The organism is Amycolatopsis jiangsuensis (assembly GCF_014204865.1).
Taxonomy (GTDB): Bacteria; Actinomycetota; Actinomycetes; order Mycobacteriales; family Pseudonocardiaceae; genus Amycolatopsis; species Amycolatopsis jiangsuensis.
This window is the reverse complement of record NZ_JACHMG010000001.1, coordinates 5,754,993-5,778,616: the sequence shown is the minus strand read 5'-3', so window position 1 is coordinate 5,778,616 and position 23,624 is coordinate 5,754,993. Positions and strand designations below refer to the sequence as shown.

The following is a 23,624-nucleotide window of genomic DNA, read 5'->3' as shown; positions in this document are numbered from 1 at the left end:
CTTTACGGACATATCCGCGCTGACCGAGCCCGGCGGGCGGGCCGGAACGATACGTTGCGGGGAACCGCAGACAGAACAGGAGCGCCCATGAGAGCCCCGAACCGCTGGCGCCGCCCGACGGTGACCGCCGCCGCCACGCTCGCCACGCTGAGCCTGGCCACCGGAGTCGCCTCCGCCGGGCAGGACGGCTGGGGACGGCCGACACCGGGCGCGGACGGCGCCGGCGACAGCTACTACCCGCAGGACGGCAACGGCGGCTACGACGTGGCCGACTACGACCTGAAGGTCACCTACGCGCCGGACAGCCACCAGCTGACCGGCCGGCAGACCATCTCCGCCAGGGCGACCCAGTCGCTCAGCTCGTTCGACCTGGACCTCAAGGGCCTCACCGTCGACTCGGTGCGCGTGAACGGCCTGCCCGCGAAGTTCACCCGCACCGGCGACCACGAGCTGGTGATCACGCCCCGGCTGCCGCTGCTGAAGGGCCTGCCGTTCCGCACTGAGGTCGCCTACCACGGCGTGCCCGCGCCGATCGACGATCCGGCGCTCGGCGAGAACGGCTGGCAGTTCGCCCAGTCGGGCGGGGCGTTCGCGGCGGGCGAACCGAAGTCGGCGACCACCTGGTACCCGGTCAACGACACCCCACGCGACAAGGCCACGTTCCACCTCGCCATCACGGTGCCGGACGAATGGGGCGTGATCGCCAACGGCCGGGAGAAGGGTTCGTACCGCACCGACGGTGGGACCACGCACGTATGGGCGGAGAACACGCCGACGGCGCCGTACATGACCACTGTCGCGATCGACAAGTGGACTTTCGACCGCCAGCAGCGCAAGGACGGCACGCCGATCGTGAGTGCGTTCGCGCCGGGCACTCCGGACTCCACCAAACAGGCCGAGGCGAAGCTGCCGGAGATCCTCGACTTCCTGGAGACGAAGTTCGGCAAGTACCCGGTGGACGCCGCCGGTGGCATCTTCCTCGCCGAACCGATCGGCTTTTCCCTGGAAACGCTGAGCCGGCCGATCTATTCGGGCCGCGCCGGGAACGTGGACACGATCGTCCACGAGAACGCCCACCAATGGTACGGCGACACGGTGGCCGTGGACCACTGGAAGGACGTCTGCCTGAACGAGTGCTTCGCCTCCTACGCGACCTGGCTGTGGGACGAGGCCAAGAACGGCGTGAACCTCGACGACCAGTACCGCGAACAGGTTGCCTCCGAGAGCGACAGGTTCTGGAGCGGCAAGCTGTACGACATGGGAGCAGGCAACGAGTTCACGTCCGTGTACTCGAAGGGCCCGATGATGCTCCACGCGCTGAGCAAGTACGTCGGCCAGGACGCCTTCGACCGGGTGCTCAAGACGTGGCCGGCGTTGCACCGCAACGGAAACGCGAACATGCAGCAGTTCCAGCAGTACGTGGAGTCGGTGTCGCACAAGGACGTGCAGGGCTTCTTCGACGCCTGGGTCTACGGTGCGGGCAAGCCCGCGGATCAGTACCTCTACCCGGGTGATCTGAAGCCGGCCGCATGAAGACAGTGCTGCTGACGGGATTCGCGCCGTTCGACGGAGCGGTCGCGAACCCCTCCTGGCAGGCAGCTTCGCTGGTGGCGTCGCGCCGGAACGACACGGTGGCAGTGGAACTGCCCTGTGAGTTCGGCGCGGCGCTGCCGGCGCTGCGTGCCGCGATCGAACAGCACCGGCCGTCGCTGGTCGTCTGCAGCGGGCTGGCGAACGGCCGTCACGCGGTGACCCCGGAGCGGGTGGCGATCAACCTCGTCGACGCCCGGATTCCGGACAACGCCAGGGCGCAGCCGATCGATGTCCCGGTGATCGAGGACGGCCCGGCGGCGTATTTCACGACGTTGCCGGTGAAGGCGGCGGTGGCGGCCATCGAAGCGGCCGGGGTACCGGCCGCGGTGTCGTTCACCGCCGGAACCTATGTGTGCAACCAGGTCTTCTACGGGTTGATGCACCTGCTGGCCACGGAATTCACCGGGCTGCGCGGCGGATTCGTGCACGTGCCCGCGGACGAGGACCTGGCGGTCGCCGAATCGGCCAAAGCTCTCGAGGCTCTGGTCGACACCGCGCGCACGGTCACCACGGACGTGACCGTGCCGTCCGGAACACTGCACTGACCGCGTTCACTGACCTGGCAACACGGTCTTGTCGAAATAGCGGACGAGATCCTCGGGCTTCCGCTCGGTGTGGTTCGCGCTGTTGTCGAACAGCATTCCGGTCACCGCCAGACCGTCGGGCTGGAAGAACAGCATGCCGGCTTTCTTGCCGATGCCGGCGATGTAGCGGCCACGCAGGTCGCCGACGTGCCACCTGCGGTCGAGGATCCGGCCGTCCAGCTGCTTGCGCACGCCCCGTTCGATCTTGCCGAGTTCGATGCCCTCGTAATAGGTGACGGAGTAACTGCCCTGCGGGAACCGGCAGAACGCCGCCCGCCCGGCACCGATGCTGTCGGCGATCTCCGGCTCGTCGGAACAGCTCGCCCGGGTCGCCACGGTGCCGGCCAGCCGGCGCATGCACGACGTCAGTCCGTCTCGCGGCTTCGAAGACCCGGAATCATCGCATCCGGCCACGGACTGCCCCGCCGGACTCTGGGCTGACGAAAGCCGGGTGCCCGCGGCAGCTGGGGTTTCGGCGGCGGTGTTCGCGCCGGCCGTGTTGTCCTGGCCTCCGCCGCGCGTGGCGAAGACGGTGACCAGCGCCGCGACGACCACGACCGGCAGAACGACGGCCAGGATCAGGAGCGGCTTGCGGTTCGGCTTCGACGCAGGCTTACGGACCGGCCCGGCGGAGGGAACTCCCGACCCGCCGGACTGCGACCACGGTTGCGGGACTTGGGCCGGAGTTTGGGGCTGGGGCTGGGTTTGCGACGAGGGCTGTCCGATGCCGGAGAAGTGCTGTGGGGACAAGGGTTGCGGCTTCGCCATGGGTTGGAGCTGCGCCGTTGTTTGCCGCGAGGTCTGCTGGGAAGCCGTGGGTCGAGGTTGCGCCGGAGCTTGCTGCGACGTCTGGTGCGAAGCTGGCAGAGCGGTGGCTGCGTAAGGGCTTTCCGCCGCAGCTCCGCTCAGCGGGACGTGGTGGAGACCGAAAGCGACCGCCGTTTCGGGCTGGTCCTGGGTGGTCGGGACCACGCCGAGGGTCCGGCCGACCAGGTCGGCCAGCAGTGGCATCCGGCTCGGGCCACCGACGAGGTAGACGCCGCCGAGCCGGGCCGGGGTCAGACCGGCGCGGTGGATCATGGCGGCGAGCAGTTCGGCGCTGCGCAACAGGCTCGGCCGCACGAGTGCTTCCAGCTCCGCCCTGGTGACCAGCACGTCCCCGAACGGATCTGGCATGGGCACGTCGGTCTGCGAATGCCGGGACAAGCTTTCCTTGGCATCACGGACGTCCTGCAGCAGGGCCCGCCGCTGCCGCCGGTCGGCGGTGGTCTGCGGACGCAGCAATCGTTGCCACTGCGCGGGATCGGCGTGCGAAACCGACCGTCCGATGTGGACGAGCAGGGCCTGGTCGATGTCGAGACTGCCCAGGTCCGGAAGTCCGTCCTCGGCGAGGACGGAGAATCCGCCGGCACCGAGACCGACCACCGCGCAGTCGAACGTTCCGGCACCGAGGTCGTAGACCGCGAGCGGACCGTCGATCCGGGTACCCAGCGACGCGTAGTGCGCGGCCGCGGCGACGGGCTCGGGCACCAGCCGGACACCGCTGAAGCCGGCCTGGGCGGCAGCGGCCCGCAGCGTCTCCTGTCGCGAGGTGCCCCAGCCCGCCGGATGCGAAAGGCGCACCTCGTCCGGGCGCCGGGAAAGCTGGCGCTCGACCTCCTCGCCCATCCGGCGCAGCACCGCGGCGAACACGTCGACGACCGGAACCACCCGGTCACCGAGCAGCAGTTCGCCGTCGCCGATCCGCCGCTTCGGGCTCGGCTCGAACCGGCTCGGGTCGATCCTGGCCTGCCGTTCGGCGTCCTGCCCGACGACGAGCACGCCATTCTCGGTGGCGTAGACCGCCGAGGACATGGTGACCGAACCGTCGATCTCGATGGCCCGAGGACCACGCCCGAACGCCGAGAGCACACCGACCGTGCTCGAAGTGCCGAAATCGATCGACAGGACGTCCACTTTCTCCCCCTCTGAGCTCCCCGGCCCATCGTCTCACGAACAGGGGACAGAACCCGCCGGGAAGGGGGTCTCCCGGCGTTCGGCCACCCGGTCGAAGAAGTCGTTGAGCACCACAGCCGTGGCCGCGTGCCGGGCGACGACCGACGCGACGGGCTCCGGCAGCGTCAGCTCGCCCGCCGCGGCCCGCCGGACGGCCGCCACCCGCGCAGGGCGGTCCCCCGTGCCGCACAGCTCCGTGACCAGCCAGTTCACCAGGTGCATCGACACGTAAGCCTCGTCGTACCCGACGTGCAGTTCGGCGAACTCGCGCTCCTCGGCGTTCAGGTCGAAGCGCCGCGAGAGCGCGAGGCCGAAGTCGGCGAGGTGGAGGCGGTCGCCGTCGGTGAGGAAGTTGCCGAAATGGGCGTCGAAATGCAGCAGGTCGCGTTGCCGCAGAAACGCGACGGTGGTGAACAGCTGCTGCTCCACGCGCTCGACCTGGTCGAGGTGCGTGGGAAGCCAGCTGTGCAAGGTCGTCGGCACGTACTCGCAGAACAGCACGACGCTCGACGTCGTCTCGTCCAGCTCGGTGAGGCGGCGGCGCACGGCATCCGAACCACCCCAGTACGCGAGGTCCTCCTCGAAGCCGCGGTCGGGGACCCTGCCCGCGGCCACCGGCAGCACGCGCCAGTGGTGCAGCAGCGGGAAGTGCTCGCACTCGCCGGCGAGCACCCAGCCGGTGGCCATGACGTGCGCGGCCAGTTCGCGCCACGCCGAGCCCTCCGGCGACCCGAGGCCGTAGTGACAGAAGACCGGCAGGCCGTAGAGGTTCGCGGTGGAGTGCGGATGCCGCCGTTCGAGGTCGGTCAGGGGCACGCGCTTCGCGAACACCGGCACGCCGTCGACGTCGAGCCGCACGCCAGTGCCGCCGATGCCCTCGGCGACCACCTCGGCGGCACCGAGCCGGTCGAGCAGCTGCCGGTCGCTGAGCAGCGCGAGCGCCGTGGCCACGCGGAGGTGGCGGGTGAGCCGGGAATCCTCCATGCGACCCGACGATACGGAGAAGGGCGGCTCCCCGTGGGGAACCGCCCTTCTCAGATCGTGCTGTATCAGTCGTTCTCGGACCGTGCTGTGCTCAGTCGGCCCAGGACCCGTGCCGTCCTCAGTCGTTCTCGGACTCGCCGTTTTCCGCCGCTCCGATGCTGACCGGCGGGGCGTCCGGAACCGAGGCGGGGCGCTTCTCACCGCGGAAGGTGAAGTGGGCCTCGTCGTCGCGGTCCTCGGAGTTGCCGCTCCAGCCTTCGACGTCGACCAGGATGATCTGGCCGGCCTCGACCTCGCCGAAGAGGATCTTCTCCGACAGCTGGTCCTCGACCTCGCGCTGGATGGTGCGGCGCAGCGGACGGGCACCGAGCACGGGGTCGAAGCCGCGCTTGGCCAGCAGTGCCTTGGCCTTCGCGGTCAGCTCGATCTCCATGTCCTTGGCCTTGAGCTGCGTTTCCACCCGGCCGATCATCAGGTCGACCATCTCGATGATCTGGTCCTGGGTGAGCTGGTGGAAGACGATGATGTCGTCGATCCGGTTCAGGAACTCCGGCCGGAAATGCTTCTTCATTTCCTCGTTGACCTTTTGCTTCATCTTCTCGTAGCGGTTGGTCGTGTCCGCTCCGGAGGAGAAGCCGAGGCTCACGGACTTCGAGATGTCCGCGGTACCCAGGTTCGAGGTGAAGATCAGGACCGTGTTCTTGAAGTCGACCGTGCGACCCTGGCCGTCGGTGAGGCGACCGTCTTCCAGCACCTGCAGGAGAGTGTTGTAGATCTCCTGGTGCGCCTTCTCGATCTCGTCGAACAGCACCACCGAGAACGGCTTGCGCCGCACCTTCTCGGTCAGCTGGCCGCCCTCTTCGTAGCCGACGTAGCCCGGAGGGGCACCGAACAGCCGGGAAGCGGTGTAGCGGTCGTGGAACTCACCCATGTCGATCTGGATGAGCGCATCGTCCTCACCGAACAGGAACGACGCCAGCGCCTTGGACAGCTCGGTCTTCCCGACCCCGGACGGGCCGGCGAAGATGAACGAACCGGACGGGCGCTTCGGGTCCTTCAGACCGGCCCGGGTACGGCGGATCGCCTGGGAGACGGCCTTGACCGCGTCCTCCTGGCCGATGATGCGCTTGTGGAGCTCTTCCTCCATGCGCAGCAGCCGGGTGGTCTCCTCCTCGGTGAGCTTGAACACCGGGATACCGGTCCAGTTGGCCAGCACCTCCGCGATCTGCTCGTCGTCCACCTCGGCGACGACGTCGAGGTCGCCGTCCTTCCACTGCTTCTCGCGCTCGCCCTTCTGCCCGAGGAGGGTCTTCTCCTCGTCCCGCAGCCGGGCGGCCCGCTCGAAGTCCTGCGCGTCGATCGCGGACTCCTTGTCCCGGCGGACGTCGGCGATCTTCTCGTCGAACTCACGCAGGTCCGGCGGCGCGGTCATCCGGCGGATGCGCATCCGGGCACCGGCCTCGTCGATCAGGTCGATCGCCTTGTCCGGCAGGAACCGGTCGTTGATGTAGCGGTCGGCCAACGTGGCGGCCGCGACCAGCGCCGAGTCGGTGATCGACACGCGGTGGTGCGCCTCGTACCGGTCGCGCAGGCCCTTGAGGATCTCGATGGTGTGCTCGAGCGACGGCTCGCCCACCTGGATCGGCTGGAAGCGGCGCTCCAGCGCGGCGTCCTTCTCGATGTACTTGCGGTACTCCTCGAGCGTGGTCGCACCGATCGTCTGCAGCTCACCGCGGGCCAGCATCGGCTTCAGGATCGAGGCCGCGTCGATGGCCCCCTCGGCGGCACCCGCGCCGACGAGCGTGTGCAGCTCGTCGATGAACAGGATGATGTCGCCGCGGGTCTTGATCTCCTTGAGCACCTTCTTCAGGCGCTCTTCGAAGTCACCGCGGTAGCGCGAGCCGGCGACCAGGGAGCCCAGGTCCAGCGTGTAGAGCTGCTTGTCCTTGAGCGTCTCGGGCACCTCGCCCTTGACGATGCTCTGCGCGAGCCCCTCGACGACGGCGGTCTTGCCGACGCCCGGCTCGCCGATGAGCACCGGGTTGTTCTTGGTCCGGCGGGACAGCACCTGCATGACCCGCTCGATCTCCTTGCCGCGCCCGATGACCGGGTCGAGCTTGCCCTCGCGGGCGAGCACGGTCATGTTGCGGCCGAACTGGTCGAGCACCAGCGACGAGGACGGGGTGCCCTCGCCACGGCCGGAGCCGCTCTCGGTGGACTTCTCCCCGGTCTGGTAGCCGGACAGCAGCTGCAGCACCTGCTGGCGCACCCGGTTGAGGTCCGCACCGAGCTTCACGAGGACCTGGGCGGCGACGCCCTCGCCCTCGCGGATCAGGCCGAGCAGAATGTGCTCGGTACCGATATAGTTGTGGCCGAGCTGCAGCGCTTCGCGCAGCGACAGCTCCAGCACCTTCTTCGCCCGCGGCGTGAACGGGATGTGCCCGCTCGGCGCCTGCTGGCCCTGGCCGATGATTTCCTCGACCTGCTGGCGCACCCCCTCGAGGGCGATGCCCAGCGATTCGAGCGCCTTGGCGGCGACACCCTCACCCTCGTGGATCAGACCCAGGAGGATGTGCTCGGTGCCGATGTAGTTGTGGTTGAGCATCCGGGCCTCTTCCTGGGCCAGGACGACCACCCGCCTCGCGCGGTCGGTGAACCTTTCAAACATGCGCACTCCCTCGACTGCTGCGTCGGCGGCCCGTAACCCCCGTGGAACGCACCCACGGCGGACAGCACCGTGAGACCACTCTAGTAGCCAAGCAGTCGCGGATGCGTACCACTACGGCTTCCGGTGGCCCCTTCGCGACCGGCCGGTGCCCCGTACGGGCACTTCTGGTCAGCCGGTTGCGCTGCACCTTTACCCCCACTGGAACGTACGGGACCGCGCTCCGATTCCGGTCGGCCACCCCTGTCCGCTGAGCGCGAACACGGCCGCTTTCGCGTACCGTCCACCTGGCGGGCACCCGATTGGCGCAATCCTCCCCACTCGGTTAGGTTAGGCAGACCTAATACAGTTGCCGAGAGGACGAGTGGCCCGGTGAACCCGCAGCGGTCCCGCACGAGCGGTGACGCCCACGCGATCGGCGACGACCTCGCGTCGTCGCTGCGGCGGGCCGGCAGCCGCCAGCAGCGCGGCGAGCTGCGTGCGGACGTCCCTGGCGGCTGGTTTCGCTGTGCGGAACTCCTGGAGCAGCCGACGCTTTTCGCCGGCTGGCGAGCCCGGCTGTCCGCCTGGCTCACCGAGAACCATGGTGCGGCTCCCGAGCGCACTGCGGCCGGTTACGTGATGTCGTGGTACCTCCACGTTCCCGCGTACGCCGGCGCGCTTTTGCTGCACCACGAACGGCGGGTGCCGTCGTTGAAGCCCGAACACCTGGCCTTCGGCCTCGGCGAAGACCGTCCGCATCCGGCAGGCATCGCCGTGCTCGGTGAGGCCTTCTACTGCCTGCCTACCGACCCTGGCTCCGCACGACCGGAGGCCACAGTCGTCCGAGACGAGCGGGCGCTGGCCGCGGTGTTGCGCGCGCAGTTCATTGCGCACGCAGCCCGCTTCGTGCGTGCGTACGCGCCGGGTACGCGGCTTGGCCGTCGAATGCTGTGGGCTGCTGCCACCGACGCGCTCGACAACTCTCTCTGGTGGGCGGGGCGGCAAGGTGGCACGCCGGAGGCGGAAGGTGCCGGTGTCGCGGACGCGGCCCTCGTGCTCGACGCGCGCTACCGCCCACTCACCTCAGCGTCCAAGCTGCGGACCACAGTCGACGACGAAGGCCACCGCGTATGGGAACGGCGTCGCGAGAGTTGCTGCTTCTCCTACCTTCTGCCTGGCGAGGCAGAGTGCGAAGAGTGTCCACGCACCTGCCAGCGTTGAACCACATCGAGTGAAGTTCAGGCGTACGGGTCTCGCCCGGACGCGCCGAGCGCGCGGTCCAGCAAGGGCGCGGTGACGGGCACCGGGACTTCCGCGCCGTAGACACCTGTCGAACGTGCTCGCTCGCCCATCGCGACCGCTGAAGCGAGAACCGCGGCCGCGGCGTCGTCGGAGCACGACAGCGTGGTGCCGCTGGCTCGCGCGAGGTCCCAGCCGTGCAATACGAACTCACCGAGGACCATGTCCCCGACGACCGCGGCCGGCAGCTCCGCCGGACCGAACGTCACAGTGCCGGTCCAGGCCGAAGCCGAAGCGAACGCAGCGACCAGCTCTTCGGTCTGCTTCTCGAGAAGCGCCGGCCAGTCGTCCTCGACCAGTGCGACGTCGGACTCCGGTGCCGCAGACGACTCCCGCCGTCCGGCTGCCGCCAGTCGCGGACCCCAGTACAGAAGGTGGTCGAGCAAGCCGCGTACGTCGTAGTCGGCGCAACCGGTGTGCGCATCCAGCGAAGGCACCGCGGCCGCGACCCGCAGCAGTTCGGTCGCGGCCGGGGCGAGCAGAGCGGAGTGGTCGGACATGGCGAGCAGCCAAGCACAGCCCGGAAGCGACGTCTTGAATTAACGCGACGCATTACCGTGCTTGGCATGCACCGGATCCCTCGCGGCATCGTGGACGAGCAGGTCGCCAGGACCAAGTTCACGCTCGTCCGGCATCCGCCCGCGGCCGAGCTGCGTGAGCTCGTCGAGTACTACTGGCTGCTCCGCTGGGACCTCACCGAACCCCACGTGCAACGGGTGCTGCCCAACCTGTCCGTGCACGTCACCTTCTTCCCTGGCACCACCGCGGTGCACGGGCCCATGCGCGACGTGTTCACCTACCGGTTGGAAGGCCGGGTGCACGGGATCGCGGCGCGGTGGCGGCCCGGGTGCTTCCGCCCCTTCCTCAATGCTCCGGTGCGCACGGTGGCGGGCCGATCCGTCGACGTGACCGAGATCTTCGGTGCGAACGCGGCCGACGTCGCCACCCGGATCAGGAATGCACGGACCGACGAAGAAATGATCACTGCAATCGACAACTTGCTGATGGCATGCCGGCGTCCCGTCACCACCGCGGGGCGAGCGGCGGCCGAGGCAGTGGAAACAATCGCGGCCGACGCCGGAATCACCCGGGTGACACACCTTGCGGCGGCTACCGGAGTATCCGTACGGGCACTGCAACGGTTGTTCGCCGAACACGTCGGCAGCACCCCCAAGCAGGCCATCCGGATTTACCGGCTCGACGAAGCCGCGCGGGTACTCGCCGCCGAACCGGCCCCGGATTACGCCGGACTGGCCACGCGGCTCGGTTACAGCGACCAACCACACTTCATCCGTGATTTCCGGGCAGTGACCGGACGGTCGCCTGGCGCGTTCAGCCGATCCGCACACGACCCGATGCCGGACAACGGAAACGGCCGCCGGGAATGAACCCCGGCGGCCGTGACCACACTGTCCGGTTGCCCGCTCCGCGTTCTCGCGGCGTTCTCGCGGGTTTCTCGAGCGCAGGCGGGTCCGCGGAATTCGCCCGGCACCGGGATGTGGCGCCGCGACGGGTTCCGAGGTCAGTTCTTCTTGTGGTAAGCCTCCACGACCTCGGACGGGATGCGCCCGCGGTCGGAAACCTGGAAACCGTTCTTGCGGGCCCAGGCGCGAATGGCCTGGTTCTGCTCGCGGTCGACCGCGGCCGGGCGGGCCGGAGCCTTGCCACCGGCGACCGGACGCAGCGGCGCGCGCTTGCGGCCACCGGCGCGGCGCGCGTGTTCGACGTACTGGGCGAGCGCGTCACGCAACTCTTCGGCGTTTTCCGAAGACAGATCGATCTGGTAGCTCACCCCGTCCAAACCGAACTCGACGGTCTCCTCCGCCTCACTGCCGTCGAGGTCGTCGACCAGGGAGACCAGCACCTTCTGCGCCATCTGTTTCCTCCTGCGGGGCTTACGAATGATCTGGGTACGGGGCAAGCCCCGGGGGACAGAAGTCTTTGTCTCCTGTATTAATACCCGCTCGATCCCCCGAGTGCAAATCCGCAATGCGGATAATCCCGTCGCGGCGCACCCGGCGAGGCGGTTATTCGGGCCGGACGAGCGGGAAGAGGATCGTCTCCCGGATACCGAGCCCGGTCAGTGCCATGAGCAGCCGGTCGATACCCATTCCCACGCCGCCGCTCGGCGGCATTCCGTACTCGAGCGCACGGAGGAAATCCTCATCCAGCCGCATGGCCTCGCTATCCCCGGACGCGGCCAGCCGCGACTGTTCGGTGAGGCGCTGCCGTTCCACCACGGGATCCACCAGCTCGGAGTATCCGGTGGCGAGTTCGAAACCGCGCACGTAGAGATCCCACTTCTCGGCAACCCCGGCCCTGGTGCGGTGCTGCCGGGTGAGCGGTGAGGTCTCGAGGGGAAAATCACGGACGAATGTGGGCGCCCGCAGATCGTCTCCGACGAGGTGTTCCCAGAGTTCTTCGACCAGTTTGCCGTGGGCGAGTGCCGGATCCACCTCGATCTGCCGGCTCTGCGCGATCTCGTGCAGATGCGCGGCCGGCGTCTCCGGGGTCACTTCCTCACCCAGTGCTTCCGACAGCGACTCGTACATGCCCAGTGTGGTCCATTCGCCGGACAGGTCGTAGTCCGTTCCGTCGGCGAGCGTGACGACCTGCGACCCGAGTACGTTCTCCGCGGCCTCCTGGACGAGTTCGCGAGTCATCACGGCATTCGTGTCGTAAGTGGCGTAAGCCTCGTAGTACTCGAGCATCGCGAACTCCGGCGAGTGCGAGGAGTCGCTGCCCTCGTTACGGAAGTTGCGGTTGATCTCGAAGACCTTCTCGATCCCGCCGACCACACAGCGCTTGAGGTAGAGCTCCGGCGCGATACGCAGGTAGAGATCGAGGTCGAAGGCATTCGAATGGGTCGCGAAGGGCCGGGCCGAGGCACCGCCGTGCAGCGTCTGCAGCATCGGCGTCTCCACCTCGGTGAATCCACGGCGGTGGAACGAGTCACGCAGGGAACGCACGACCCCGGCGCGAGTGCGCACCACGTCACGGGCCCGCGGCCGCATGATCAGATCGACGTAACGCTGCCGGATTCGCGTTTCCTCGGCCAGCTCCTTGAACGCCACCGGCAACGGCCGCAGTGACTTCGAGGTGAGCTGCCACGTCTCGGCCAGCACGGAAAGCTCACCGCGCTTGGAGGTGATCACCTCGCCGTGCACGAATACGTGGTCACCGAGATCGACATCGGACTTCCACGCGGAGAGTGCCTCCTCGCCGACCCTGGCGAGACTCAGCATCGCCTGCAGTTCGGTACCGTCACCCTCACGAAGAGTGGCGAAACAGAGTTTGCCGGTATTGCGCAGAAACATGACCCGCCCGGTGACACCGGCGATCGCACCGGTCGCGGTGTCCGGTTCCAGGCCGGAGTGCGCGGCGCGGATCTCGGCCAGCGTGTGCGTCCGGGGAACCTCGACCGGGTAAGGATCGGCACCCTCCGCGATTATCCGGTCGCGCTTGTCCCGGCGCACCCGCATCTGTTCGGGCAGGTCGTCATCGGGCAACGCGTCGGACGCGGGGAATTCGGTCATGGCCACAGCGTACGAAGCCGCTGGTGGCGGACGTCAACCGGATTACCCTTACCGCATACACGCCGGTATTAGAGTGGGCGCGGTGAGCGATACCACTGCCGATGCGCAACTGCACGCCCGGCGCGCCTCGTCCTTCGGCGGCCAGGCGGCCGCTTACGCCGAGCACCGTCCCGATTACCCCGATGCGGCACTCGAGTGGGCGATGGCCGGTGCGGGCCATCCGGTCCGTGCGGTGCTCGACCTCGCCGCGGGCACCGGGAAGCTCACCGCCGGGCTGGTCACGACCGGTCGTTCGGTGACCGCAATGGAGCCCGACCCGGACATGCTCGCCGAACTGACCCGGCTGCTGCCGGACGTGCCCGCCCGGTCAGGCACGGCGGAGGACATCCCGTTGCCGGACGCCTCGGTGGACGCGGTGTTCATCGGTCAGGCGCTGCACTGGTTCGACCAGGTCGCCGCGTTCGCCGAGATCCGCCGGGTGCTGCGGCCGGGCGGTGTGGTGGCCGCGCTGTGGAACTACGACGACGATTCGGTGCCGTGGGTCGGCGCATTCTCCCGGTTGATCTTCACCAAGGTGAGTCACAGCGCGGTACGAGGTGAGCCGCTGACCGCCGAGGGTTTCGAGCCGTTCGAACGGGAGGTGTTCCGGCACAGCCACCGGCGCACCACCGAATCGCTGGTGGAGACGCTCGCCACGCATTCGGCTTTCCTGGTCGCCGAGCCTGCCGACCGCGACCGCATGCTGGCCAAGGCCCGCGCCCACCTGGAAGCGGCGCCGGAAACCGCGGGCGGGGAATTCGATTACCCACTGCTCACCACGGTGCTCCGCGCCCGCCGAAGCTGACCACATCGCGAGATCGCGCCTATTTCTGGACTGAGCGGTCTGTCCGGCCCCCGGCCGGACAGACCGGGAAGGAAGAAATAGGCTCAGGGCGATCTCGCCGCCTCGGCGGAGCCGAGGCAGACACTACGTACCCGGTCAGGACAAGACGGTGCAGTGACTGACCAGCCACTGCGAAAGGATTGATCATGGCCTGGCTCGTTCTGGTTTTCTCCGGCGTTCTCGAAACCGTGTGGGCCTCCGCGCTCGCCGCGTCCAAGGGTTTCAGCAAACTGTGGCCGAGCCTGCTGTTCGGCGTGGCCCTGCTGCTGAGCATGTCCGGGCTCGCTTACTCCCTGCGCGCCATCCCGATCGGCACCGGTTATGCGGTGTGGGTCGGCATCGGCGCGGTGGGGACGGCCCTCTACGGCATCTTCGCGCTGCACGATCCGGCGTCCTTCGGTCGGATCGCCTGTCTGGTGCTGATCGTCGCCGGCGTCGTGGGCCTGAAGCTGCTCCACTGACGCCTCATCCAGGGTCAGCTACGGGCCACGCACCACGGCTGGCCGTCCGCAACGCAGGGAAGCCACTATGAGGGAGGCGGGAACCGTGAATGAGGTCGCAGCGCCGCGGCGCGCACAAGCCAGTCAGCGGGAAAAAGCGTGAGGACCATTCCCGGACGCCCGGCGATCGCCGCGGTCTGGCTGATCGCCGCCGGGGCCGTATTGCTGGGCATGGGATTCCTCGCCGAGATCACCACGCCACCGAACAGCGGTGCCAATATCGGAGCCGCCGGCTTCTTCCTCCTCGGTCTGTACGCCACCGGCGCCGGTCTGCTCGTCGGCGTGGCGGCAGCGGTGGTCCGGCTGCGGCGCTCGGCATGGAAAAGGCTCGTCCCTTTTTCCTGACCGGGCTCTGCATCGCGGGCGGCGGTTTCCTGATCGGAATCCCACCGACGTTGTACTGGTGGTCGAGCGCCACCAGCGGTGGCCGCCGCGGCTGAGCGCGGAGTTCGACCGTGACGTGGCAGCAACGGCGCGCTCACCAGGTACAGCGCTCACCGCCTCGGCATCAACGCGTGTTGCGCTCGTACACCAGCCGCAGCCCGAGCAGCGTCAGGTCCGGTACGTGCTCGGTGATCGTCTCGGATTCGGCGAGCACGAGCGGGGCCAGCCCGCCGGTGGCGATCACCGACACCGGCTCCGAGCCGTCGTGGGTGAGCTCGCGCACGATCCGCCGGACCAGGCCGTCGACCTGCCCGGCGAAGCCGAAGAGAATGCCGGACTGCAGGCATTCCACGGTGTTCTTGCCGATCACCGACCGCGGCGGCACGAGTTCCACCTTGCGCAGGGCGGCGGCGCGGGCGGCCAGCGCGTCCACCGAGATCTCGATACCCGGGGCGAACGCCCCACCGAGGAACTCGCCCCGGGCCGAGATCGCGTCGACGTTGGTGGAGGTGCCGAAGTCGACCACCACGCACGCGGTGGCGTGCAGGTGGTGCGCGGCCAGCGTGTTCACCAGCCGGTCCGCGCCCACCTCTTTCGGGTTGTCCACCAGCAGCGGCACCCCGGTCCGCACGCCCGGTTCCACCACGATCTTGGGCAGCCGTGGGTAGTAGCGGCCGAGCATCACGCGCAGCTCCCGCAGCACCGCGGGCACTGTGGACAGTGCGCTGATGCCGGTGATCGCGTCCGCGTGCGAACCCAGCAGCCCGCGCATGGTCAGCGCGAGCTCGTCCGCGGTCATCCGCGCGTCGGTGCGCATCCGCCAGTCACCGACGAGGTCCGGCCCGTCGTGGAGACCGAGCACGATGTTGGTGTTGCCGACGTCGACTGTGAGCAGCAAACGGATCTTCCTTTACTGCGGCGCAGGCGTCCACGCCGGCGAAGGGGAATTCAGTGGTCGGCGTGCAGCAGCGCGTCGAGCCGGCGCGCGTCGGCGGTCTCGGCTACCGGGAAGGCGATGGTGTCCTCCTCGGGCAGCGTGACGGTGCCGCTGAGCAGCCCCGAGCCCTCCGGCGCGTACGCGGGATCCACTCCGCGCTCGACGATCCGGTTCTCCTCGTCGACGAACACCACGCGCGGCTCGTAGGTGAGCGCCTCCGCGTTGTCCATCTGCCCGTAGGAAATCAGGATCACCAGATCGCCGGGGTGCACCAGATGCGCCGCGGCGCCGTTGATGCCGAGCACGCCACTGCCGCGCTCACCCTTGATCACGTAGGTCTCCAGCCGGGCACCGTTCGTGACGTCCACAATGGACACCTGCTCGCCCGGCAGCAGGTCGGCGGCGTCCATCAGGTCCTCGTCGACGGTCACCGAACCCACGTAGTGCAGGTCCGCCTGGGTCACCGTGGCCCGGTGGATCTTCGACTTCAACATCGTGCGGTACATCGTGGACTCTCCCTATTCCCCTGCGTCCAGCTCCACGCCCGGATGTTCCACAGCGCTTCCGAGCAGCACTCCCACGTTGTCGATCAGCCGGGTGCTGCCCACCCGGGCGGCGATCAACAGCCGTGCCTCACCGTCGACGGGCGCGGGCCCGAGATCGGTTCCCCTCAACTCCAAGTAGTCCACTTCCACCCGAGGCCGGGCGGCAAGTGTCCTCCGCGCCACCTCGAGCACCGCGTCGGCCCCCTCGCGACCGACGTGTGCTCCGGCGGACAGCGCGGCCGAGAGGACGACGGCGTCCTCCCGCTGCTGCGGCGTCAGGTAGACGTTGCGCGAGGAGAGCGCGAGCCCGTCGCGTTCCCGCACGGTCGGCACCCCGATCACGCGGGTGTCGATGTTCAGGTCGGCCACCATCCGCTTCACCAGCACCAGCTGCTGGTAGTCCTTCTCCCCGAAGAACGCGTAGTCCGGGCGAAGCAGGTTGAACAGCTTCGCGACGACGGTCAGCATCCCGCTGAAGTGCCCGGGCCGCACGGTCCCTTCGAGCTCGTCCCCGAGCGGCCCCGGGTTCAGCGTGACCATCGCGTTCTCCGCGTACAGGTCCGAGGCTTTCGGGGTGAACGCCAGCTCGACGCCCGCCGCGGACAGCGCTTCGAGATCGTGCTCCAGCGGCCTCGGGTACGCCTCGAAGTCCTCGCCGGCACCGAACTGCAGCGGGTTCACGAAAATCGACGCGGCCACCACCGTGTTCGGCAGCCGCTTCGCGCGACGCAGCAGCTCGCGGTGCCCGTCGTGCAACGCGCCCATGGTGGGCACCAGCGCCACCTTGCGGCCGACCGCGCGCAGCGCCCCGCTCACCTTGCTGATGTGCTCGGGCGGCTGGAACGTGTTGAGCGTGCCGCGCTGGAACTTCGGAGTGATCACGGGGTCTGTCCTTCGGCGGGGTCGGCGAGGAGGTCGGTCAGTGCGTCGGCGGATGCCGCGTCGAGCAGCCCGGCGGAGTGGGACCGCTCGGCGGTGCGACGGGCCAGCGCCCGGTACGCCGTGGCGACCCGCGGGGCCTGCGTGGACAGCACGTCGAGGTGCTTGCCCACGGTCCCGAGATCGCCACGCGCGACCGGTCCGGTGAGCGCCCGGTCGCCGTGGCGCAGGACATTGTCCAGCGCGGCCGAAAGCAGCGGTGCGACCAGCCGCTCTGCCTGGGCGATCCCGGCGGTGCGCAGGACCTCCGTGCAGTCGGCGACGAGCGTCATCAAGTGGTTCGCGCCGTGCGCCAGCGCAGCGTGGTACAGCGCGCGAGCGGATTCGGGGATCCGCACCGGCTCGGCACCCATCTCCACCGCGAGCGCCTCACCCACGTTCCACGCTGCCTCGTCCTCGGCCGCGGCGGTGACGCCGATACTGGCCGTGGCCAGCCGTTCCAGGTCTTCCGCACGGCCGGTGAAGGTGAGGACGGGGTGCAGCGCGAGCGGGAGCGCACCCGCGTCGGCGGCCGGCGCGAGCACGTCGATGCCGTGCGCGCCGGAGGTGTGGACGACGATCTGGCCGGGTCGCACGGACTCGGTGGCGACCAGGCCGCGCAGCATCCCGGGCAGCGCGTCGTCCGGCAACGCCAGCAGGACCAGATCGGCCCGCCGCACGACCTCGTCGGGAGGCAGCAGCGGCACGTCGGGCAGCAGCTGCTCGGCGCGGGACAGCGACGCGGCGGACAGTCCGGAAGCGGCGACGACGGTGTGTCCCGCCCGGGCCAGCGCGGCGCCGAGGACGGTGCCCACGCGGCCGGCGGAGACCACACCCACCGCGAGGCGAGCGGGCCGGCTCACAGCGTGCGCCTGTGGACGCTCATGACTTGATACTCCTAGTGCTCGTTCCAGTCCCGCTCTGGGGGCGCGGGTACCAGACGACGGCGCGAGAGTAGCCCCGGCCGGGCCGGTTCGCGGCGCCCGGGTGACCAGCTTCACCCGGACCGCCGGCGCGGGCGAACCCTAGCCGGACCTACCGGTTCCCGGACAGCCATCCCCCGGTCGGCACGGGTTTTTGGCACGGTCGAGTTACCCCTGGCAGGGGGTTGATCACCGGTTGTCGCCATTGGTGGCGCGGTCGGCGCGATCGCCGTCGGTGGCCAGGCGCATCGCGTCCGCCCGGGCCGTCCGCAATGCGTGCAGCAGTTCGTCCTGGCGGCGCCGGTCCTCTTCGGTGCGCAGCCGGGTGCGCCGGAGGAAAGCCAGCTCGGACACGCTCGCCTGGTACTGGCCGACCGCCCTCGCCGCGGCCCGGCCGGACTCCCGCCGAGCCTGCCTTCGCCACGCCCGTCGACCGGAAAGGCTTGCCAGCAGCTCGATTTCCGAGGGCGCGATCCAGCGGGCGGCGGCCATCCGGGGCAACGCGGCGGCCACGATCTTCTGTTCCCGGCGCCGTTGCAGCACGACCACGTAGATGACTCCGATGAACAGCGGCACCATCACCAGGAAGTACACGGTGAGGAAAGCGTCGGAGCCACCGAGCGTGGCGGCGCTGTTCCACAGCGCGTGCAGGCACACGCCGACGAGGTACCCGGCGATCGGGGCACAGATCCGCACCGACCGTTGCGCGGTGCGCGCGGCCACCCCGAAACCGATGCCGGTCATCACGGTGAAGAGCGGATGGGTGAACGGGGAAAGCACGCCGCGCAGGAAGAACGCGGCGAGCACCCCGGCGTTTCCGCCGTTGCCGAAACCGTAGTCGGCGAACGCCCGGCCGAAGTAGTAGATGTTCTCGGTGAACGCGAATCCGGCCGCGGAGAAGCCCGCGTAGACCACGCCGTCGACCACGCCGTCGAATTCCTCGCGGCGGCGCCAGAAGATCAGCAGGACGAAGGCACCCTTCGCGGCTTCTTCGACCAACGGCGCGGACACCAGCGCGCTGAGCTTGCTCCCGCTGCCGCCGCCGAGCAGCAGATCACCGACGGCTTCCGCCCCGCTGTTGATGAGCAGCGCGACGATCGTGGCGATGCAGGCGCCCCAGGCGAACCCGAGCAGCAGCAGTTTCGCCGGTTCGGGCTCCCAGCGGTCGACCCACAGGAATCCGGCGACGACCAGCCCGACCGGCACCAGCGCGGCGAGCACCCCGATGGCCACCGCGAGCCAGCCGACCCGCGCAGTGGCCAGGCCGAACAGGAACAGGGCGCAGAGCGCCACCACGATGAGCCCGAACACGGGCAGCAGCACAGTGACACGCCGGGATCGGGGAGCCTTCGCGAGAAGGGTTCCATTCACGAGCGGTCACCCTACGCAGACGGGTTAGCGAATGCCGGGTGGGCAGACGCCGTTCAGCCCTCCGCGCGACTGTGCCACTGGGCGGGCGGGGATCGGTCCTCAGGGCGACCGCGTCGGTCGGTGGACGGCGATCGATCCTCGGCGCCACGGCGGCGGGTGGACGCGATCAATCCTCGGCGCGACTGCGTCCATGGGTGGACAGCGACCGGGTCCTCGGAGCCAGCGGGCGGAACGCGACAGGTCTTCGGGGCCCACGGGATGGCACTCACCCCCGCGCGACAACGCCGGTAGACGGACCGCGACCGGTCCTCAGCACGACGCCGGTAGACGGACGGCGATCAATCCTCGACGCACGACGCCGCCGCGTGAACGGCGTTCAGTCCTCCGCGCGACGGCGTCGGCGAGGTGAGGACTCTGCCTTGCCGTTGGCTGCGAGCAGTTCGGTGACCGATCGGCCGGACGCGTGTGAGCCCGTTTCGGCGCGCTCGGCCGAGCGGCGGCCACCGGATGCCGGTTCGCCGGTTTCCGGGCCGGGGTGCTGACTGTGCCCGGACTCCGCGGGCTCGGGTGCGGCTCGACGGCCCCGTGCCGGGGCCTCCGGCTCCGCGGCGGCGTGCCGCTGGTTCTCCCAGGCCGGCGGTTCGCCGTCCGGACGGCGGCGGCGTCCCCCCGCGGCGGACGACGGCTCGTCGTCCGCCCGCCGACGACGGCCACCTGTGCCATCGACAGCGTTGTCGCGCACGGATTCGGGCAACGTCGGATTGGCCGGTTCATCGTCCGCGGGCGTGCCGTGCCGTCCGGTGGGAGTGTCGACGGCCAGTGGGGACAGATCAGACCGCGAGAACTGCTCCAGCCGCGAGGGCGGACGGAACGAACCGGTGGCCGACGGATTCGCCGCATTGGACGGATTCGAGCCGGGTGACGAGTTCGCGCCGGACGATGGGTTCGCGGCAGCCGATGGGTTCGCGGCAGCCGGCGGATTCGCGGCGGCCGAAGTATTGGCGGCAGCCGACGAATGCGAGCCACCCGACAAGTCCGCAGCGGCCGCCGAGTTCTCGGAGGCTGACGGGTTCGAGCCAGCCGGCTGATTCGCGGCGGCCGACCGGCCCGCGGCAGCCGGCGGATTCGCGGCCGAAGAATGCGAGCCGGCTGACGAGTTCGCGCCGGACGGTCCGGGGGTGAATCCGTTGTCCCAGACAGGTTTCCACGCCGAGGTGGCTTCGCCGTTCTGGTTCGCGACGGTGGTGTCGTCCACCTCGTCCGCAGCCCGGTGGCCCGCGGCACGCCGTCCGGCAGCGGACTCCTCGGCCGCTGGCGCGGCAGGGGCACCCACGGATGCCTCCGGCTCAGCTTCCGGCCGGGAGACCGACGTGGCGTCCGGTGCGCCCCATGCTCCGCCCGCGGCCCGGCGACCGCCCGAGTCAGCCGATCGACCCGGCGCGGAACGGCGGCCATTCGCTTCGCCCGGCGCCTGTCCGGCCCACTGTCCCGGAGCAGTACGACCGTTCGGCTCAGCCTGCTCCGGTCCGGTCCCGGCGGTCCACTGGCCCGGTGCGGCTTGGCCGTTCGGCTCCGGCCGGCCGGGTCCGTTGCCCGTCCACCGGCCCGGCGCGGGGCGGCGACCGTTCGGCTCAGCGGACTCCGCGCCCGCCTCGGCCCACCGGCCGGGAGCGGGACGACGGCGATTCGATCCGGCTTCACCCTCGGCCCGCCCACCCGGGGCGGAACGGCGGTGCGGCTCCGGCTGCTCGTGTTCGGCGTCCTCCCAGCCACCACGCCCTGCGGAACGGCGGCCGTTCGACTCAACCGGTTCCTGACCGCTGTCGGCCCAGCCGCCACGGCCAGCGGAACGACCGTTCGGCTGCTCGAGTTCGGCTTCCGTCCAGCCTCCTCGTCCGGAGGAACGGTGGCCGTTCGACTCGGCTGGTGAGGGCGCCGCCAGGGGGGAGACCTCGGTCCGTTCCTCCGGGGCGGGCCGTGGGGCCTCGGCCGCGTCCGGGCGGCGGCGCGGGGCCGGCCGGGCGCCGAGGCGAGGGACCTGGCGAGTCGGTTCGGCACCGGGGTTCTCCGAGCCTGCCTCGGGCTCGGCGACCGAACCGACAGGGGTGACCGTGCGCGTCGGCTGGGAGTCCGCGGTCTGGCGGCGTCCCGCCTCGGCCCGGAGCTCGGCTTCCTTCACGGCGCGGGCGGCGGGCGACTCCGGACCGGAGTCCGGTTCCCCGGCGCGGACGTGTGGCGCACCGTTCTCACGACCGTAGGAAGGTTCCGCCGGATCCTGATGAGGGCGGGCGAGCTGCTGTGTACGGTGCGCGACCGGGTGCTTGCCGGTGGGACGCGCGCCCGTGGCGGCCGGCTTACGACGGCGTTCGTCGGGCGCGGAGTCCAGCACCCGGTCCATCAGCTCGGTCGGCCGTTCAGTGGTCCCTGCCGACGGCTTCTTCGGCGCGAGCAGCTGGGCCGGCTTCTTGCCGTTGCCGTTCTTGCCTTCCGCACTCGCGGTGACCAGCCGCTGCTCGTCGTTCAGCGCGCGCATCCGGGTGGCCTGCGCGGTGAGCGCCACGCGTTCGAGCAGCACTTCGCCGCCGAGCAGCGACTGCAGGCTTTCGCGCAACGCGGCCACCTCGGACCGCAGCGCGTCCAGTTCCTCGCGGGACTGGGCCTGCGCGGCCTCGCGCGTCTCGGCTTCGATCTCCAGCTCGTACTCACGCCGGGCCGCGATCTCGCGTTCCAGCTCGAGTTCGTACACCGCCTGCGCCTCGGCGACCGCGTCCTCGCTGTGTGCCGCGTTCTTGCGGTAGCGCACGGCGAGGAACGCGCCGATCAGCGCGGCCCACAACGCGGCGACGATGCCGAGCCGGAGAAACCGGAGGTCGTCGCTGAGCACCAGCGCGAGGGTGGCGCCGATGGCGAGGACCACTCCGACGATCAGCCACGGCCTGCCGAGTAGGCGGCCGCGCGAGTCGTCACCCACGCCAGTCATGCCGAACACCGTACCTTCCAGTGACCCGAATGAGACCCAGTCGGTACTTCGAGTGGGCGGATCGAATCGTTAACCGGTCTGTTGCCCTGGCTTCTCCGGCGGGGTGCGGCAACAGTGCTCCAACCACAAACCAGCAGCTACGAGCAGGGCTGATGACACGACGCCGACCACTGCCGCGCGGCTGTCGAAGACCGCGGCGATGAGTTCGTCACGTCGGGGGAAGACGTAACCGAATGCGGCCAGCCAGCCGGCACCCAGGAACGCACCGGCGAGCGACGAGGCCTTCGCGAGCGCGACCGACCGCGCGATGCCGACCGCTCCGCTCACCCGGCCCGACTTGATCCGCGCCCGGATCGAGAACGCCAGTATCCCCTCGGCCACCGCGAGCACCGCGAAGGTGACGCCCGCGAACAGCGGAAGCCGCGGTAGATCGCCGTAAGCCAGCAGGAAGAGCAGATAGACCACGGCGAAACCGGCGACCGCGGCCACCACCAGGTCCCGGGGCCGGGTGAAGTGCATGCCCCCACCGTACCGAGCGTGATCTGCAAGTCTTGACTCTCCAGCGACTGGAGACTTCACGATGCCTGCCATGCCTGCCACCACGGTCTTCACGATCGGCGAGCTGTCCCGGCGGACGGGGCTGCCGGTGAAGACCATCCGGTTCTACTCCGACGAAGGCCTGTGCCCGCCCACCCGGCGGTCCGGCTCCGGCTACCGGCTGTACGACGCGCACGCGCTCGCCCGGCTGGAGCTGGTGCGGACGCTGCGGGAGCTCGGCGTCGGCCTGCCCGACATCGCCCGTGCCCTGGCTCGGGAGACGCGGGTGCGTGACCTCGCCGTCCACCACGTCGAGGCACTGGACGAGCAGATCCGGCGGTTGCGGCTGCGCCGCGCGGTACTGCGCGCGGTGGTGAAACGTGATTCCGAGCTGGAGGAAGTGAATCTGATGAATCGGCTCGCCCGGATGCCGGACGAACAACGTCGCCGGCTGGTCGACGAGTTCTGGACGGAGATGGAAGCGGGGCTCGACGTGGACCCCGAGTTCTACGCCTGGATGCGCGCGGCCAAACCGGAGCTGCCGGACGATCCGGCGCCGGAGCAGCTGGCGGCCTGGATCGAGTTCGCCGAACTCGTGCAGGACCCGGACTTCCGCGGACTGATCCGCGAGATGAGCGAACGCCAGGCGGCCGCCCGCGCGACCGGCGAGTACGAGCAGCCGAGCGAAGCCGGGCAACAGGACTGGTCCGGCTGGATCGCCCAGGCCCGCACGGCACTGGACGCCGGCGAAGCCCCGGACTCCGCATCCGGCCGCGCACTGGCGGCGCAGATCGCGGCCGGATCGGCCGGACCGGGCCAGGATCCGCAGGACCCGTCGTTCCGCGGCACGCTGGCCGCCACGATCGACTCCGGCAACGACCCCCGCGCCGAGCGGTACTGGCAGCTGCTGGCGACCATCAACGGCTGGCCGCCGATTCCGACCAACCAGGAAGAGCTGCGGTTCGTGCTGGCCGCTCTGCGCTCGTGACCGGTTCCCCCGGGAGCTGC

General features: G+C 69.7%; 21 protein-coding genes. 8 read left to right on the top strand and 13 right to left on the bottom strand.

Translation table 11 applies throughout. From position 1 onward, the window contains the following. Nucleotides 1-87 precede the first annotated feature (87 nt). Nucleotides 88-1,533 carry a M1 family metallopeptidase gene (locus BJY18_RS26165; RefSeq protein WP_184782594.1) on the top strand — a complete coding sequence of 482 codons (1,446 nt, stop codon included), beginning with the start codon at nt 88-90 and terminating at the stop codon, nt 1,531-1,533. Further along, nucleotides 1,530-2,138 carry a pyroglutamyl-peptidase I gene (pcp, locus tag BJY18_RS26160; protein ID WP_184782593.1) on the top strand — a complete coding sequence of 203 codons (609 nt, stop codon included), beginning with the start codon at nt 1,530-1,532 and terminating at the stop codon, nt 2,136-2,138. The genes BJY18_RS26165 and pcp overlap by 4 nt, the downstream gene beginning before the upstream one ends. Nucleotides 2,139-2,144: 6 nt before the next feature. Here the strand turns inward: pcp and BJY18_RS26155 are convergent, their stop codons facing one another. From BJY18_RS26155 to BJY18_RS26145, 3 genes are all read right to left on the bottom strand, one after another. Continuing rightward, nucleotides 2,145-4,133 (bottom strand): Hsp70 family protein, encoded by a 1,989-nt coding sequence (locus BJY18_RS26155; protein ID WP_184782592.1) that lies wholly within the window; start codon nt 4,131-4,133, stop codon nt 2,145-2,147. Between the two features lie 33 nt (nt 4,134-4,166). Continuing rightward, on the bottom strand, nt 4,167-5,156 hold the full coding sequence (locus BJY18_RS26150; protein WP_184782591.1) for a protein kinase family protein: 990 nt from the start codon (nt 5,154-5,156) through the stop codon (nt 4,167-4,169). A gap of 118 nt (nt 5,157-5,274) precedes the next feature. Continuing rightward, nucleotides 5,275-7,824: an ATP-dependent Clp protease ATP-binding subunit gene (locus tag BJY18_RS26145; RefSeq protein WP_184782590.1), complete on the bottom strand. Its 2,550-nt coding sequence runs from the start codon at nt 7,822-7,824 to the stop codon at nt 5,275-5,277. A gap of 369 nt (nt 7,825-8,193) precedes the next feature. On the opposite strand from BJY18_RS26145, the gene BJY18_RS26140 reads away from it, so the two are divergent. After that, entirely contained in the window at nt 8,194-9,024 is an 831-nt protein-coding gene (locus BJY18_RS26140) for a (2Fe-2S)-binding protein (protein WP_184782589.1), read from the top strand. Between the two features lie 17 nt (nt 9,025-9,041). Here BJY18_RS26140 and BJY18_RS26135 read toward each other — a convergent pair whose 3' ends face one another. After that, nucleotides 9,042-9,602 (bottom strand): TIGR03086 family metal-binding protein, encoded by a 561-nt coding sequence (locus tag BJY18_RS26135; RefSeq protein ID WP_184782588.1) that lies wholly within the window; start codon nt 9,600-9,602, stop codon nt 9,042-9,044. A 66-nt stretch (nt 9,603-9,668) separates the two neighbouring features. Between BJY18_RS26135 and BJY18_RS26130 the strand changes: the two genes are divergently transcribed. Next, a complete protein-coding gene (locus tag BJY18_RS26130) occupies nt 9,669-10,490 on the top strand; it encodes an AraC family transcriptional regulator (RefSeq protein WP_184782587.1) in 822 nt (273 codons plus the stop codon). Nucleotides 10,491-10,624: 134 nt separating this feature from the next. On the opposite strand, the gene BJY18_RS26125 is transcribed toward BJY18_RS26130, so the two are convergent. Both BJY18_RS26125 and lysS read right to left on the bottom strand, forming a co-directional pair. After that, nucleotides 10,625-10,978, bottom strand: coding sequence for a histone-like nucleoid-structuring protein Lsr2 (locus tag BJY18_RS26125; protein WP_184782586.1), 354 nt, complete (start codon nt 10,976-10,978; stop codon nt 10,625-10,627). Between the two features lie 151 nt (nt 10,979-11,129). Continuing rightward, nucleotides 11,130-12,638: a lysine--tRNA ligase gene (gene lysS / locus BJY18_RS26120; protein ID WP_184782585.1), complete on the bottom strand. Its 1,509-nt coding sequence runs from the start codon at nt 12,636-12,638 to the stop codon at nt 11,130-11,132. An 82-nt stretch (nt 12,639-12,720) separates the two neighbouring features. Between lysS and BJY18_RS26115 the strand changes: the two genes are divergently transcribed. From BJY18_RS26115 to BJY18_RS26105, 3 genes are all read left to right on the top strand, one after another. Further along, entirely contained in the window at nt 12,721-13,482 is a 762-nt protein-coding gene (locus BJY18_RS26115; RefSeq protein ID WP_184782584.1) for a class I SAM-dependent methyltransferase, read from the top strand. A gap of 185 nt (nt 13,483-13,667) precedes the next feature. Next, complete coding sequence (locus BJY18_RS26110; RefSeq protein WP_184782583.1) at nt 13,668-13,982, top strand: DMT family transporter; 315 nt, start codon at nt 13,668-13,670, stop codon at nt 13,980-13,982. 138 nt (nt 13,983-14,120) lie between these two features. Beyond that, a complete protein-coding gene (locus tag BJY18_RS26105) occupies nt 14,121-14,366 on the top strand; it encodes a hypothetical protein (protein ID WP_184782582.1) in 246 nt (81 codons plus the stop codon). Nucleotides 14,367-14,529: 163 nt separating this feature from the next. Here the strand turns inward: BJY18_RS26105 and BJY18_RS26100 are convergent, their stop codons facing one another. The 7 genes from BJY18_RS26100 to BJY18_RS26070 form a co-directional block, all read right to left on the bottom strand. Continuing rightward, nucleotides 14,530-15,303, bottom strand: a complete 774-nt coding sequence (locus tag BJY18_RS26100) for a type III pantothenate kinase (protein ID WP_184782581.1) — start codon at nt 15,301-15,303, stop codon at nt 14,530-14,532. 50 nt (nt 15,304-15,353) lie between these two features. Further along, entirely contained in the window at nt 15,354-15,848 is a 495-nt protein-coding gene (gene panD, locus BJY18_RS26095; RefSeq protein WP_184782580.1) for an aspartate 1-decarboxylase, read from the bottom strand. A 12-nt stretch (nt 15,849-15,860) separates the two neighbouring features. Beyond that, entirely contained in the window at nt 15,861-16,769 is a 909-nt protein-coding gene (panC, locus tag BJY18_RS26090; RefSeq protein ID WP_184782579.1) for a pantoate--beta-alanine ligase, read from the bottom strand. Next, nucleotides 16,766-17,719 carry a Rossmann-like and DUF2520 domain-containing protein gene (locus tag BJY18_RS26085; RefSeq protein ID WP_221459896.1) on the bottom strand — a complete coding sequence of 318 codons (954 nt, stop codon included), beginning with the start codon at nt 17,717-17,719 and terminating at the stop codon, nt 16,766-16,768. The genes panC and BJY18_RS26085 overlap by 4 nt, the downstream gene beginning before the upstream one ends. A gap of 198 nt (nt 17,720-17,917) precedes the next feature. Then, nucleotides 17,918-19,051 (bottom strand): PrsW family intramembrane metalloprotease, encoded by a 1,134-nt coding sequence (locus tag BJY18_RS26080; protein ID WP_184784847.1) that lies wholly within the window; start codon nt 19,049-19,051, stop codon nt 17,918-17,920. Nucleotides 19,052-19,475: 424 nt separating this feature from the next. Then, entirely contained in the window at nt 19,476-22,079 is a 2,604-nt protein-coding gene (locus tag BJY18_RS37035) for a DUF6779 domain-containing protein (protein ID WP_246458976.1), read from the bottom strand. Between the two features lie 69 nt (nt 22,080-22,148). Then, complete coding sequence (locus tag BJY18_RS26070; RefSeq protein ID WP_184782577.1) at nt 22,149-22,598, bottom strand: DUF3180 domain-containing protein; 450 nt, start codon at nt 22,596-22,598, stop codon at nt 22,149-22,151. 70 nt (nt 22,599-22,668) lie between these two features. On the opposite strand from BJY18_RS26070, the gene BJY18_RS26065 reads away from it, so the two are divergent. After that, nucleotides 22,669-23,604, top strand: coding sequence for a helix-turn-helix domain-containing protein (locus BJY18_RS26065; protein WP_184782576.1), 936 nt, complete (start codon nt 22,669-22,671; stop codon nt 23,602-23,604). The last annotated feature ends 20 nt before the right edge of the window (nt 23,605-23,624 follow it).